Source organism: Campylobacter showae CC57C (assembly GCF_000344295.2).
GTDB classification, from domain to species: Bacteria; Campylobacterota; Campylobacteria; order Campylobacterales; family Campylobacteraceae; genus Campylobacter_A; species Campylobacter_A showae_B.
Window position 1 is genome coordinate 1 of record NZ_AOTD01000058.1, and the last position, 13,992, is coordinate 13,992.

Genomic DNA, 13,992 nt, shown 5'->3' on the forward strand with positions numbered 1-13,992 from the left:
AAAAAGAAGGAAAAAGATGAAATTTGAACCAAAATTTAGCCTTTTTTGCGGCGCTGCGGGGGTAAATTTGCCCCTCGAGGCGAGTGAAAATTTAGGCAAAAACGGTGGCAAGGCGGCGAAATTTGACGGCGAGGCTTACGCAAAAGCCCGTCAAAACGATGTTGAATAAGGAAAAAATAAAGGAATTACTGAACCAAAGATTTGAAAAGGACATTCACAAAAAACTTTCAGAAATTCCTACGCCTGATGCGTTAAAGGATGTATTTAAGGGTGCCGAGCGCATAAAGCGCGCGATCGAGCGAAACGAAAAGATCGTCGTCGTCGGCGACTACGACGTGGACGGCGTGATCGCCAGCGTCATAATGGCCGAGTTTTTCGATGATTTGGGCGTTAGCGAGTATTTCGTGCGTATCCCAAATCGCTTTAGCGACGGATATGGGCTAAATCCGCAAATCGTCGAGGAGATCGCAGACGCAGGCCTCATTGTGACCGTGGATAACGGCATCTCGGCAAACGACGCGGCTCAAATTTGCAAGCAAAAAGGCATCGATCTCATCATCACCGACCATCACATGCCGCCCGACGTCCTGCCCGAGGCCTACGCGATCATCAACCCGAAGCAAAAGGATTGCCCTTTCCCAAACGTCGAAATTTGCGGCGCTCAGGTTGCGTGGTATCTAGTGGGCGCGCTAAAAGATGTGTGCCGCATCAACTACGATATGGGTAAATTTCTAGATCTCCTAGCCATCGCGATAATCGCCGATATGATGGAGCTTCGCGATCTAAACCGTATCCTGGTTAAGCTTGGCGTAAACCGCCTAAATAGTTCGCGCAGGCCTGCATTTACCGCGATAAAGCAGCTTTATGGCAAGGATAAATTTGAGTGCGACGACATTAGCTTTCTCATCGCGCCGCTCATAAACTCATCGGGCCGCATGGACGATGCGAGCGTGTCTTTTGAGTTTTTGCGCGCTAAAAGCTTAGACCGCGCCTGCGAGTGCCTCGACACCATCGTGAGCTTTAACAACTCGCGCAAGGAGGAGGAGCGCACGCTTTTTGAGTGCTCGCTAAAGGACGTGCGCGAGGACGAGCACATCATCGTGACGTGGGGCAGGGGCTGGCACGAGGGTGTCATCGGTATCGTCGCATCGCGTCTGGCAAAGCAGTTTAAAAAGCCCGCCATCGTCTTTAGTATCGACGAAAACCGCGCCAAAGGCAGCGCTAGAAGCGTGGGCAAGCTAGACATCCTCTCGCTCATCGCTAGCCACGAAAATTTACTCGCGGGCTACGGCGGACACAAGGGAGCGGCCGGTATCGTGATAGATCCGGCAAATTTAGAAGCGTTTAAAAACGCGATAAATAGCTCGTGTATGCTGATGGACTTGTACGAATTTAGCGCATTTGACGAGCCTTTGGGCGAGATAGAGGCGGGCGAGGTGGACTTTGAACTGCTTGAAATTTTGGAGCATTTCGAGCCTTACGGACAGAAAAATCCGCGTCCGCTCTTTGAGATCAAATCCGCCGTCGTCAAAAACAAAAAACTAATCGGCAGGGAGCAAAATCACCTAAAACTCATCCTGCAAAAAGACGGCAAATGCCTCGAGGCGCTGTTTTTTAACTTTACCCGCGAGCCGCACGCGGGCGAGAGTATAAACCTCGTTTTTTCGGTATCAAAAAACTCCTTTCGCGGACTCGTTACGCCGCAGCTACTCGTAAAAGAGATTTTGTAAATTTAGTCTCGGTTTCGTTAAACTCAAATTTGATGAAACCGAGATTACTTAAATTTATAATTCTAATCCGCTAAAGTTACTTTTCTACACACTTAACGCAAACGACCGAAATAGCACGGTTTGAGCAAAATCTCACACAAAATAATTAACATTACATAAATATTCATACTTTATTTAAGTCGATTTTTGCTTTAATTTCAATATTAAATATTAATTTTGCAGGAGCGAAAATGAAAATTTCTTACGTTTTGGCGCTGGCCATGGCGTCAAATTTGATGCTTAGCGCCGAGGAAGCGGTAAGCTTGAGCCCCGTTACCGTCTCGTCAAAAATGCAAAAATCGGCCCTCGACGAGCCGACTAACGCCCAAATAGTCGGCAAGGGCGCGATGCTGGAAAATAGCGATATCGCCAAATCGCTTTCAAATTTGAACGGTTTTACGATGGAGCGCAAGGGCGGAGGCGGCAGCGAGGTTTATTATCGTTCGCAGGCGGCGGCTAGGCTGCCGGTGCTGATCGACGGTAGCACGCTAAACGGCGGCTGCGGCATGCGCATGGATACGCCCATCACCTACATCTCGGCGCAAAACTACAGCTCGGTTCGTATCGTAAAAGGCCCGCAAGACGTCAGATACGGCGCGCTCATTAGCGGCGGTATATTTTTCGATAGAGAGATAGCAAGGCTGTCAAAACCGAGCTTCGGAGGAAACGTAAGCGTGCTAGGCGGCAGCTTTAAACGGTTTGAGACTACTGCGGACGTAGCGGCGGGTAACGAGCTGGGCAGCATAGAAGTCTCGGGCGGACACTATGAGAGCGGCGATTATAAAAGCGGCGGCGGGCAGAAAATGCATACGCACTATAAACGTAACAGCGTCTCGCTCGTAGGCACGCTAACGCCCACGGAAACTACCGCCTTGCAGTTAAGCGCAGATCTGGGCGAGGGTGAAGCGGCGTATGCCGACAGGATGAGGGACGGCATACAGTTTGACCGTAAATCTTTCGGGCTCAAATTTGAACAAGACGTCGGCGAGCACAAGATCAGGCTAAGCTCGTACTATCATCAAATCGATCACATAATGGACAACTTCACCATGCGTCCGGTGGTGCCTGGCACGGGGCGCGGCAAGGGATACAGCATCAGTCACCCGATACGCGATATGTACGGCTTTAAGCTAGAAGGCGAGTTAAATTTCGACAATCTAACAAGCTATCTTGGCGCTGGGTACTCTGAGGATGTATTTAAGTGGAGAGGCGCTGGAACCGGCGGAGCCGGCGTAACAAAGGCCCAAATGGACGCCGCCGTATGAAAGCCGCACGCAAAAGAGCGCAAGGTAACGTATAAAACGATCTACACTCAAAACGAATACGTCCTTGAAAACGACTACGGGCTTTTTGGCGGACTTAGGCTGGACGCGGGCGAGAGAAAACTGCTAAAAACGAATAAGAGCAGGAAAGAAAATTTATTCTCAGGGTTTTTTAGATACGAAAAATATCTGCAAAATTTAACTCTCTACGCAGGTCTAGGGCATGCACAAAGACTGCCTGATCACTGGGAAACAAATAAGGACGCGAACTTAGAGCTACGTAAAGAAAGAAACACTCAGCTAGATTTTGGCGCAGTGCTAAAAGATCAAAATTACGAACTAAGCGCAAATTTCTTCGTCTCAAAGATGGATGATTATATCATGCTAAAGTATAATACTATGGGCATGTCCTCAGACGCCTTTAATACCGACGCATTGCTATACGGCGGCGAGATAGAGGGCACTACGCTACTAGACGATATGTTTAGGCTAGGGGCGGGAGGATCCTACGTCTACGGCAAGGTGACTAAAAACGCGGGCGGCCTAAAAGACGGCGACGCGCTGCCTAAGGTTTCGCCTCTAGCGTTTAAACTAAGCGCCGGCTTAGAAAAGCCCGACTGGTTCGTCAAAGCCGACTTCTACGCTAACGCATCGCAAAACCGCGCGCAAAAGGGCTACGGCGACGTGGGCGGCATGGACCTGGGCAAGAGCGATAGCTTTTGGACGCTGGGGCTAAGCGCGGGCTATAAATATAAAAATTATCAATTTTTGCTAGCGGCGGAGAATCTAAACGACGCCAAATACGCCTATCATAACTCAAAAGGCGGCTACGGCGGCGGTATCGCAGGCTATGAGACTATCCCGAACGGCACGAGGCTTTATGAGCCGGGCAGAAGCTTTTGGGCAAAATTTAAGGTGCATTTTTAGGGCATAGCTCGGTTAAATTCGGCGCGGTTTTGGCTTTATGCTTTGTTTTTAAACCGCTCCGAATTTATACTAACGTCAAATTTGCCGCGCCAGGCTTTTATGGCTCTTGCCGGTTTTTGGATTTGTAAATTTGAGTATGTTTTTGCCGCTTGGCGTTTAAATTTGAAGTCAAATTTAAACGAGGCGAGCTTGCCGCGCGGTACTTATCGCAAAATAGTCTAAAATTGACGGCTATAAACGACGACGAGAATGTAAATTTGAAAACGAGAGAATAGTATAAGTATTTAAAAAGCGGAAAATTTGAATATAAATTTCGGGGAAATCCCCCGAAATTTAAGCTCTTTTGTTCTCCAAGCGATTTAAAACGGGTTTTAAAAACTCGTCAAATTCATCTTGCGTTAGCACTCTTTTGCCTAGTTTTTCCTTGCACTCTTTACCGAGCTCGCAAAGCACCTCGCGGTTTGCGATGCTTTGGGCCTTGCCGTGTCTTGCTAGCACCGTGTTTAGCTCGTGTTCCTCTGAGAAATTAACCAACTCGCGATCTGTTGCCATTTTAGCTCCTTTGCTAAGAATTTGTATGACGATTATACAGTTTTAGGTTTAACGTATGGCAAAATTTCGCGGCGAGCGGGTTTGCATAGTCAAATTTAAAGCGGAGTTCATAAAATAACGGCGTCAAATTTGACGACCTTCGCTACTCTATCCCGCCCAAAAGCGGTACGAATAAGCACTCGTCAAGCGCTTTTTGCGTTATCTCGCCGCGAGCGTCTTTTGTAAATTTGACGATAAACTGCTTGCCGTCTTTTTTGATAGGAGCTACTAAAATGCCGCCGTTTTTTAGCTGGTTAAAAAGCGTCTGCGGCACCTGCTGCGCCGCCGCCGAGAGCAAAATTCTGTCGTATGGCGCGTAGCTTTTCCAGCCGACGTTTCCGTCGTCAAAGCGTACGTGGACGTTGTGGATTTTAAGCGCTTCAAAGCGTTTTTTGGCTTCGCTTGCGAGCTTTTCGATGCGCTCGACGCTAAAAACCCTATGCGCCAAATGCGATAAAATCGCCGCCTGATAGCCGCTACCGCAGCCGATCTCTAGAGCATTGTCGATATCTTCGGCCTCAAGCGCTAGCGTCATTTTGGCGACCGTTAGAGGCGAGCTGATCCATTGATTGCCGCCGATAGGCTGAGCGTCTAGGCTGTACGCGTGGCGAGTGACGGGCGCAAAGATCTCGCGCGGAGTGTCGCAAAGAGCCTTGTAAAGCGAGGGCGTCAGAGTGAGTATATCGCCGATCTCATCGGCCATGTTTGTGCATTTTGATTTTTCAAGAGCGGTCATAAAAGCCCCAAATTTAGTTTGGTTTCAAGGATCAAATTTGCGTCGAATTTAGTCTCTTCCACAAATTCGCCGCTTGGCAAAAATACGCCCGAAAATTCTAAATCAAGCGAACTTGCGGCCACGACGTAGCAGCTGTTGGCAAGCGCTAAGGCCTTGCAAAGCGTAAGATACGCGTCCTCGCGCGCCTTGCCCCACATGGCTGGAACGAGGATGACATCGCAGCCTTTTAGTTGCTCCCAAAGCTTGGCGAACCTAAGCTCAAAGCAAATAAGAACGCCGATTTTTAGCCCTTTAAAATCAAAAGGTTTTATCGCGGACTCGTCGCCTGCGGCGAAAATTTCGTGCTCTAAATTTGGGCGAAAAAGCTTTGATTTATTTTGCGTATAAAAGACGTTTTGGCTGTTTAGCAGGATAAATTCGTTGTAAATTTCGTTTTTTTGCGCCTGCGTGATTGAAATTTGCGCTAGACCTTTGGCGCGGTTTAGGCTCGTTAGGTGTGTGAGTCCGAGGAATTTATCGGGACTTAGCACTTCTTGTAGCGCTTCAAAAAGTATGGCGTCAAAGCTACCGATAGAGCCGCCCAGCATTGCTCGGTTCGCCCCGCTAAAAAATCCATCGAAATCATACCCGCTCACGCACAGTTCGCTGGCTAAGATGATAGAGTTTCTGGGCGCGGCGGCGATTTTTTCTAGCAGTTCGTCCTGTCTTTGCCGGCAAGTCGGCGCAGTTAGGACGATAGGGCATAAATTCGGACTAAAAGTCGTCAAAACTGATGCTTCCTTTGCTGTAATTTGTCACCTTCGCCTCGAAAAAGTTACTCTTTTGGTCGTTAAATTTAGCAAAATCATCAACCCATTTGATCGGGTGAGGGACGTTGTAGCGGCGTTTTAGTCCGATGGCGACTAGGCGCTGATCGATGAGGTAGCGGATGTATTGCTCGATGATGTCGTCGGTAAAGCCCATGATCTGGTTTTGCGTGATGTATTTGCCCCATTTGATCTCAAGCTCGCCCGCGCGCTCGAACATATCGTAAATTTTAGCCTCGGTTTCAGGTGTGAAAAGATCGGGACGCTCGGTGCGGACGCTGTTTATCATGTTTTGGAAAAGTAGCAGATGCGTGATCTCGTCGCGCTGGATAAAGCGGATCATCTGCGCGCTGCCTAGCATCTTGCCCGCACGCGCCAGAGCATAAATCGCCGTAAAGCCGCTGTAAAAATAAATGCCCTCTAAAATTTGATTTGCTACCATCGCAAGAAGTAGCTTTTCGTCCGTTACTTCGCCCGCTAGCTCCTCGTAAACGCTTGAGATGTAGTCGTTTTTCTCGCGCAAAACCTCGTCGTGCTTTTCCATCTCGTAGATCAGGTCGGTGTTGTCGCAGATGGCCTCGACCATGACGGCGTAGGACTTGGAGTGGTTAGCCTCCTCGTAGGCTTGGCGCGCTAGGCAGGCGTTGATCTCGGGCGCGGTGATGTATGGGTTGATGTTGTCGGCTAGGTTGTTCGTCTGGAAACTATCCATCGAGATGAGCTGACTCCAAACTAGGTCGTACATGCGTTTTTCGGCCTGCGTGAGGTTGTAGGCGTAGTCGCGCACGTCGTCGGTGGTGTCGACCTCTTTTGGAAACCACGTGTTAGCTTCCATCAGGTCCCAGAGCTTGAGCGCCCATTGGTATTTTGCCTTGGTGAAATTTAAGATGCCGTGCGGATTGCCGTTAAATACGCGGCGATCGGTCAAATTTTCGTTTGAGCTTGGGTTGTAGATTCTTTTTCGGTTCATAATTTTTTTTTCTTTATTCGGTAAATTTTCGGGGCTGATTTTAGCTAAAAATTTATTTAGATATCTTGAAGCAAGCCATTAAATTTAAGTTTATTTAAATTTAATGGCTTTTAAATTTAACCCTCGAATTTGTAGCCATAGCGATAGAATCACGCACGCACACGGAGCTAAAATAGGCTAAATTCGAGCTTCATAAAGATGCTTTGCAGGTTTGTGAAATTTAACGGCATCAAATTTACCGATTAAATTTTGTACTAAGCTCATAGTATTTAGCATAGCACGGTGCCGTTTTGCTTTTCGCGCCGCTAAATTTAGCCTTTGGTTTGTATCGCTACAACGCCGCAACGATATAGTCCCGCCTGCGCCGTGAGCTTAAAAAAACCGTATTTCGAAACTTGTAAAAGCTTGTCGTAAACCTGCGTAGCTTTGCCGAAATCACCGTTTTTCTCAAACTCGTAGGCCTTATTTAGTATTGCGTTTAGCTCCTCATATCGCCTTTCATCCTCTTCATTTTCTCTTTTAAAATCACGCTTTACCTGCGGCATACTTTCATAAAATATCTCTCTAGCTTTCCAAATTTCCAGTATCGCAGAGGCAATTTTCGCGACGATAGCTTTACTATCCTTTACCTCACTTTTTAGCTCTTGCACTTCTGCGACCGCACTTTGTAGTCGCTCCAAACTCTCGCCTATGCATAGATCGAAATGTTCTAACGATGCCATAAATAAAATCCTACCATTACCAAATTACTCCATATTCCAGATGGCATGTTCGCATACAATTAAAGAAAGGAAAGCCCTGATTAAACGGATCGTTACCGAGAAACCTCATGCATCTACTCATGCATCTCTCATATATAATCTTTTCATCATCTTTAGATGATGTAGTTTTGGTATCCTCAGTCAATCCCGTAGTTATAACAAAAAATAAAAACATAAGTGCATATGTACTTTTCTTCATAATTATATCCTTAATAAATAATCAGTATCGTTACTGTATTATTAATGTTACTTAAGATACGCTTAAGCCATAATCTATAATTTGTACCGTAGTTTAAAAAATAGATAACTAGGATGTTGGCTTTAAGAAACAAATAGTTCGCATATGAGTATAGCAAAATTTAACCCTGTTTAGCGTTTTAGCTCGATGGCGCGTTGGAGCATTTCGTTGCTAGTCGTTATGCTCTTGGCGTTAGCGTCGTAGGCCTTTTGCGTGACGATGATCTCTGTTAGGGCCTGCGCTAGATCGACGTTTGACTGCTCGAGCGTACGACTGGCGATTTGGGCACCGTAGATGCTTTTGCCGCCTGCATCTTTGTAGAAAAAAGCCGCGCCTGAGTTTGCGCTTTGCGAATAGATATTATCGCCCATTTTTGCAAGGCCTTGCTCGTTTTGGAAGTGATAGAGCGCGACTTTGCCGACGGAGCGAACTTGACCGTTTGTAAACTGCGCCAAGATATTGCCTGAATTATTAGTGTGATAATCCTTTAAAATACCCTCTGGTACTCCGTCTTGAGCGATAGATATACTTTTTGTTTGCGCGGTACTGGTGACTCCTGAGTAAATTTGACCCGCAGCCACGGGAGCGCCGAAGTCTAGCTTGATTTGAGAGCCGCTACTATCTATCGAAGCCAGGGTTGTGCTAACCAATCTGCCCTCGTGATCGAAATTTAGCTCGCCGTTAGTATTTGAGACTACTGCACCGTTTGCGTCTTTTACGGTTGCTACCGCGTCCCAGACCGTGCCGTTAGCGCCCTGAGGTATGCGTTTTGTTAGCGTTAGCTCAAGTCTATTTTTCGTGCCGTCCGCATTCAAAAGCTCGGTTGCGTATTTTTCCTGATTTGCTACTTCTTTGGTTGTATTTATCTTGGCTGTTAAATTTGGCGCTGTGGCTAGGTCGAAATCGTTTTCAAATTTTTGACTTACACTCCAGTTGCCGTGTTCGTCGATCGGAGCGCTAAATTCAGCCGTTTTACCGTTTGCGTCGGTTGCCGTTACGGTAACCATATCACCTTTTCTAGGGCGAGTTATCGTAGCATCAGCCGTGACTTGTCCTCGTAAATTTATGGTTCTAGAGGCGTTATCTATGTTGCTAGTATAGGTCGCGGCATCGACTGGCAGCGTGATAGGCTCGGTTTTAAAAGACGAGTCGAGATTGCCTTTAAAGGTCACCTTTGAAGTCGGTTTGGTCGGTAGATATAAAAACTCCGGCAAGCGAATTTTACCCTGAGAGACGATGTCGCCAAGGTCAAGGTCGGTCGTGTCAATGCTTGGCGTGTAGGCCTGCGTGACTGCAGCCGTGCCGTTTACTCTACCAAAAGCCTCTATCGCGCCCGGGCTAGGAGCGACCTGGGTTAGCGCGTTTTGCGTACCTAGGACGTAGTTGCCCTGATTTGTTACGAGATATCTGTCTTTATCTACGCCAAAGCTACCGGCGCGCGTATAGTAGGTGCCCGAGCCGTTTGTCACGCCAAAAAATCCTTTGCCACCGATCGCCATATCCAGGACGTTATCGGTTTTCATAAACGGACCTTGCTTATAAAAGCTAAGCGCCGTCGTCATGCCCGTAGCGCCAAGGCCGACTTGGTCCTGCGTCGGGTTATTGCCCGCGGCGATGGAGGTTTGATAAAAGATGCTCTTAAATTCAGGTATCGAAGCGGTAAAGCCGACGTTATTTATGTTGGAGACGTTGTTTGCCCACACGTCCATGCCAAATCCTTGCGTTCTGACGCCGCTAACGCCGTTATAAAGGCTTCTTACCATTGACTTATCCTTTTTTCGGCTCGGTAAATTCTTTTACTTTGTCGATGCTGACGTATTGCCCGCCGACCTTTACTTGCGCGACGCCGTCGATAAATTTGACGCCCTCTACTAGGTAGTTGCCTACGCCGCCGCTTCTAGCTTTACCTGCGAGATCTACGTAGTTTATCTCTACTGAGTAGGTGCCCGCTTTTGCGTCGTTGCCCGCGCTATCCTTGCCGTCCCACTCGAAGTTGTTTGCGCCAGCTTTTGCTTCGCCAAACTCCAGCTTTCTTACGAGTTTGCCGGTATTGTCTCTTATGTTTATCGTGCCGCCTTTTGCCGCGCTTTCTAAAAATCCCGCAAATTTGACGCCCGAACCTTCTTCTTTTACGATGCCGCTATCGCCGATTTTAGCCATCTTGCCTAGCACTCCGACGGCGTACATATTGGTGCTATTTTTTAGCTGATCGGCTAGCTTTTGCATCATTTTGTTCGTATTTTCTTGCATTTCAAGCGAAGCTAGCTGGCTAGTTTGGGTTAGCATTTTTTCCGTATCCATCGGACTTGTCGGGTCTTGATACTGAAGCTCGGTTAAAAGAAGTTTCATAAAAGCGTCCTTGTCTAGCTGGGCGTTTGGGTTGGTGCCTGCGGCCTTTTGTAGGGCGTCCGCCGATTTTTTAGCGGCTTGGGTGTTTTCCGTGGAGGTATTGGGTTCTAGTCCGTTTGACATCTTTTATCCTTTAAATTTTTATATCTCAAGCAAATTTGATTCCAAATTTACACGTAGCGCGGAACGACGAGCTCTAAACGAGGCGCCGCCGCTTCGACTTGCTCGGTGCCGTCTGAGCTAAATTTAGAGCCTTTGTAACTCTTTTGCCCTTGCTCTTTTTTAGGCTGATTTTGATCGCTAAAGTTCATCTCAAGCTCCGTAAAGCCCATATTTACGAGGCTGTTTTTAAACTCGGCCTGATTTTGTAAAAATAGGTTCATCGTCTGCGTGTTTGAGCTAAAATTTATATGCAGATTGTTGCCGCGATTTACCATCGTGATCTCGACCTCGCCTAAATTTAGCGGATTTAGCGTGATGTTAAAGCGCATAAACGGCGATTTGTATGCCGCGACTTGCTCTTTTAAATTTGAGCTAAAGTTGTCAAACGTCTCGCGCACGGCCTGGAAATTTCTGCTTTGCGCCTTGGCGTTTGAGATGACGTCTTTTACCATCGCGTTTAGTTCGTTGTCGCTATTTTGATTGCTATTTTGTTTGGTCTGCTCGCCTTGATCTTGTTCTCTATCCGGATACAAAAGAGACTGCAAATTTACCCGCTTTTCTTCTTTTTTATCGGCTTTTAAAATTTCATCCGCCGCACTATTGTTCTCCGGTTTTTCTTTGATGTTCTTGGTATTTAGCGCGCTTATATTTTCTTCGGTTACTTCTTCTGCTTTATTTACGGTCGTTGTTTCATTGCTCTGAGTTTTTGGTTTAGAAACTTCTTGTAGTAGCTTATTTAGCGTATCTTTTGGTGCGGGCTCGTTTGCGTTTATCGCCTCTTCGACCTTGTTTTTTAGTTCGCTAAATGCAAAATTTTTCTTAGGCACTACGGGTTCAAAGAAATCTTTTTTCGCCAAATTTGGAAATTTCTCGCCTAGCTCGTCGGCCTGGGCTTGCGTTACTTCGATATTTTCTAGGCCTAAATTTAGCTTATTTGCGATCTCTATTAGCTCGTTTAGATTTTTGGCTCCCCTTAGCTCGTTTAGCGTCGTTTCGCTTGAGAGCGCTTTGGCTAGGCGGTTTTCAAAATTTGGAAATTTGCTGATTTTTTCGCCACCGCTAAGCATCTCTAAAATTTGCAAAAGCTGCATAAAAGTCGCGTTTTCAAACAAATTTTCCGCCGCTTCCTCGCCTAAAATTTCTTTTACGTCCGTGCTTTGGATGGGCGCTTTGGTTTGCTGATTTTGAGCCGTTTGGGCGGATAAATTTACGGCTTTTGCCATCTCTTTTAGATCTTTTTCGCTTAAATTTTCACCTTTTTTAGCGGCCGCGTCTAGCACCATAGAGAGAAACTCGCCGTCCTCTTTGCCGCCTTTTTGCGCATTTTTGCTCTGTTTTTTCACGCCGCCTTTGATGCTCGCGTCAAATGATAAAATATCGTTTTGAGTAGTCTGCATAAAAACCCTTTAAATTTAACTTTTATGAGCCATGCAAGAAACGTTCCAAAACAGCTTTATTATTTTTATAAGGAAAATTTGGCTACAATCAGCCCTATTTTAATAACGGAGAAAAATTTGGAAAAGATACGAAACATCGCCGTCATCGCTCACGTCGATCACGGCAAAACTACGATGGTTGACGAGCTTTTGAAACAATCGGGTACTTTTAACGAGCACCAAGCCGTCGGCGAACGCGTGATGGATAGCAACGACATCGAGCGCGAGCGCGGCATCACGATTCTCTCGAAAAACACCGCGATCCGCTACAAAGACACCAAAATCAACATCATCGACACCCCGGGCCACGCTGATTTTGGCGGCGAGGTAGAGCGCGTGCTAAAGATGGTTGACGGTGTTTTGCTGCTCGTAGACGCGCAAGAAGGCGTAATGCCGCAGACTAAATTCGTCGTGAAAAAGGCGCTCTCGCTGGGACTTCGCCCGATCGTCGTCGTAAATAAAATCGACAAACCCGCAGCCGATCCCGATCGCGTGATAAACGAGATTTTTGACCTTTTCGTGGCGCTTGAGGCAAACGACGAGCAGTTAGAATTCCCGGTCGTTTATGCAGCAGCTAGAAACGGCTACGCGAAGCTAAATTTGACCGACGAAAACGTAAATATGCAGCCGCTTTTCGAGACGATCTTGTCTCACGTTCCGGCTCCTAGCGGCGATATAAACAATCCTTTGCAGCTTCAGGTTTTCACACTTGATTACGACAACTATGTCGGCAAAATCGGCATCGCACGCATCTTTAACGGTAAAATTTCTAAAAACCAAAACGTAATGCTCGCTAAAGCCGACGGCACAAAAACTACGGGCAGAATTTCAAAACTCATCGGCTTTTTGGGTCTTGAGCGCCGCGACATCGACGAGGCGCAAGTGGGCGATATCGTAGCGATAGCGGGCTTTGAGGCGCTGGACGTCGGCGATAGCGTCGTAGATCCAAACTCCCCTATGCCGCTTGATCCGCTAAAAATCGAGGAGCCTACGCTTAGCGTCGTATTTAGCGTAAACGATAGTCCGCTAGCGGGCACCGAGGGCAAGCACGTAACCTCAAACAAACTCGACGAACGTCTAGCTAGCGAGATGAAAACCAATATCGCGATGCGCTACGAAAACATCGGCGAGGGTAAATTTAAGGTTAGCGGCCGCGGCGAGCTGCAAATCACGATTTTGGCCGAAAATATGCGCCGAGAGGGCTTTGAGTTTTGTCTCGGGCGTCCGGAAGTCATCATCAAAGAGATCGAGGGCGTACGCTGCGAGCCGTTTGAACTGCTAGTATGCGATGTGCCGGACGAGTTTAGCGGCACCGTGATCGAAAAACTAGGACGCAGAAAGGCCGAGATGGTCTCGATGAACCCGACCGGCGACGGACAGACGAGGATCGAGTTTGAGATCCCTGCGCGCGGCCTAATCGGCTTTAGAAGCCAGTTTTTGACCGATACGAAAGGCGAGGGCATTATGAACCACAGCTTCCTCGAGTTTCGCCCGCTCATCGGTAGCGTCGAGCACCGCAGCAACGGCGCTCTAGTGTCGATGGAAAACGGCGTAACGCTAGCATATAGCCTCTGGAATCTACAAGATCGCGGTATCCTTTTCGTAGATCCGCAGACTAAGACCTACGTGGGTATGATCATCGGCGAGCACAGCCGTCCAAACGATCTGGACGTAAACCCGATCAAAGGCAAAAACCTAACCAACGTACGCGCTAGCGGCTCTGACGACGCTATCAAGCTCGTACCGCCTAGAAAGCTAAGCCTAGAGCGCGCTTTGGAGTGGATCGAGGAGGACGAGCTGGTCGAAGTCACGCCGACAAACATACGCGTGCGCAAACGCTATCTAGATCCTACTATGCGCCGCAGAATGGCAAAAACAAAAGAATAATTTTTATAAATTTAGCCTGCAAATTTACGCTTTTTGTGGGCTAAATTCCCCTCTTAATTTCCCTGCAATATTTTTCCACCCGCTTTAAATCCGCTCAA

Annotated in this window: 12 protein-coding genes; 4 read left to right on the forward strand and 8 right to left on the reverse strand. The window is 47.3% G+C overall.

What is annotated here, in order from left to right:
* The first annotated feature begins 122 nt into the window (after nucleotides 1–122).
* The 3 genes from recJ (at nucleotide 123) to H740_RS11855 (ending at nucleotide 3,958) form a co-directional block, all read left to right on the forward strand.
* Entirely contained in the window at nucleotides 123–1,730 is a 1,608-nt protein-coding gene (gene recJ, locus H740_RS02375) for a single-stranded-DNA-specific exonuclease RecJ (RefSeq protein WP_269430608.1), read from the forward strand.
* Between the two features lie 230 nt (nucleotides 1,731–1,960).
* Nucleotides 1,961–3,034, forward strand: coding sequence for a TonB-dependent receptor plug domain-containing protein (locus H740_RS11850; protein ID WP_197273050.1), 1,074 nt, complete (start codon nucleotides 1,961–1,963; stop codon nucleotides 3,032–3,034).
* 39 nt (nucleotides 3,035–3,073) lie between these two features.
* Nucleotides 3,074–3,958 (forward strand): TonB-dependent receptor domain-containing protein, encoded by an 885-nt coding sequence (locus tag H740_RS11855; protein WP_197273051.1) that lies wholly within the window; start codon nucleotides 3,074–3,076, stop codon nucleotides 3,956–3,958.
* Nucleotides 3,959–4,291: 333 nt separating this feature from the next.
* On the opposite strand, the gene H740_RS02390 is transcribed toward H740_RS11855, so the two are convergent.
* The 8 genes from H740_RS02390 to fliK all read right to left on the reverse strand — a co-directional run bounded on the left by H740_RS02390 (nucleotide 4,292) and on the right by fliK (nucleotide 11,968).
* A complete protein-coding gene (locus tag H740_RS02390; protein ID WP_002950945.1) occupies nucleotides 4,292–4,510 on the reverse strand; it encodes a hypothetical protein in 219 nt (72 codons plus the stop codon).
* A gap of 142 nt (nucleotides 4,511–4,652) precedes the next feature.
* A complete protein-coding gene (locus tag H740_RS02395) occupies nucleotides 4,653–5,285 on the reverse strand; it encodes a protein-L-isoaspartate(D-aspartate) O-methyltransferase (protein ID WP_002950947.1) in 633 nt (210 codons plus the stop codon).
* On the reverse strand, nucleotides 5,282–6,052 hold the full coding sequence (locus tag H740_RS02400) for a carbon-nitrogen hydrolase family protein (protein WP_002950949.1): 771 nt from the start codon (nucleotides 6,050–6,052) through the stop codon (nucleotides 5,282–5,284). The genes H740_RS02395 and H740_RS02400 overlap by 4 nt, the downstream gene beginning before the upstream one ends.
* Nucleotides 6,039–7,061 carry a ribonucleotide-diphosphate reductase subunit beta gene (locus H740_RS02405; RefSeq protein ID WP_002950951.1) on the reverse strand — a complete coding sequence of 341 codons (1,023 nt, stop codon included), beginning with the start codon at nucleotides 7,059–7,061 and terminating at the stop codon, nucleotides 6,039–6,041. Before H740_RS02405 ends, H740_RS02400 begins: the two co-directional genes overlap by 14 nt.
* Before the next feature lie 311 nt (nucleotides 7,062–7,372).
* Nucleotides 7,373–7,783, reverse strand: a complete 411-nt coding sequence (locus tag H740_RS02410) for a porphobilinogen deaminase (protein ID WP_156318382.1) — start codon at nucleotides 7,781–7,783, stop codon at nucleotides 7,373–7,375.
* A gap of 408 nt (nucleotides 7,784–8,191) precedes the next feature.
* Nucleotides 8,192–9,823 (reverse strand): flagellar hook-basal body complex protein, encoded by a 1,632-nt coding sequence (locus H740_RS02420; protein ID WP_002950957.1) that lies wholly within the window; start codon nucleotides 9,821–9,823, stop codon nucleotides 8,192–8,194.
* 4 nt (nucleotides 9,824–9,827) lie between these two features.
* The gene (locus H740_RS02425) at nucleotides 9,828–10,532 is read right to left on the reverse strand and encodes a flagellar basal body rod modification protein (protein WP_002950958.1); all 705 of its coding nucleotides are present in this window, start codon (nucleotides 10,530–10,532) and stop codon (nucleotides 9,828–9,830) included.
* 47 nt (nucleotides 10,533–10,579) lie between these two features.
* Nucleotides 10,580–11,968, reverse strand: a complete 1,389-nt coding sequence (gene fliK, locus H740_RS02430; protein WP_002950960.1) for a flagellar hook-length control protein FliK — start codon at nucleotides 11,966–11,968, stop codon at nucleotides 10,580–10,582.
* A gap of 117 nt (nucleotides 11,969–12,085) precedes the next feature.
* Here fliK and typA point away from each other — a divergent pair, with 117 nt between their 5' ends.
* Nucleotides 12,086–13,894 (forward strand): translational GTPase TypA, encoded by a 1,809-nt coding sequence (gene typA / locus H740_RS02435; RefSeq protein WP_002950962.1) that lies wholly within the window; start codon nucleotides 12,086–12,088, stop codon nucleotides 13,892–13,894.
* Nucleotides 13,895–13,992: the final 98 nt, after the last annotated feature.

What these genes read in the sequence shown, in the direction of transcription:
- H740_RS11850 (WP_197273050.1), top strand. Translation starts at nt 1,961, where the DNA reads ATGAAAATTTCTTACGTTTTGGCGCTGGCCATGGCGTCAAATTTGATG.
- H740_RS02390 (WP_002950945.1), bottom strand. Translation starts at nt 4,510, where the DNA reads ATGGCAACAGATCGCGAGTTGGTTAATTTCTCAGAGGAACACGAGCTA.
- H740_RS02395 (WP_002950947.1), bottom strand. Translation starts at nt 5,285, where the DNA reads ATGACCGCTCTTGAAAAATCAAAATGCACAAACATGGCCGATGAGATC.
- H740_RS02405 (WP_002950951.1), bottom strand. Translation starts at nt 7,061, where the DNA reads ATGAACCGAAAAAGAATCTACAACCCAAGCTCAAACGAAAATTTGACC.
- H740_RS02410 (WP_156318382.1), bottom strand. Translation starts at nt 7,783, where the DNA reads ATGGCATCGTTAGAACATTTCGATCTATGCATAGGCGAGAGTTTGGAG.
- H740_RS02420 (WP_002950957.1), bottom strand. Translation starts at nt 9,823, where the DNA reads ATGGTAAGAAGCCTTTATAACGGCGTTAGCGGCGTCAGAACGCAAGGA.
- H740_RS02425 (WP_002950958.1), bottom strand. Translation starts at nt 10,532, where the DNA reads ATGTCAAACGGACTAGAACCCAATACCTCCACGGAAAACACCCAAGCC.
- fliK (WP_002950960.1), bottom strand. Translation starts at nt 11,968, where the DNA reads ATGCAGACTACTCAAAACGATATTTTATCATTTGACGCGAGCATCAAA.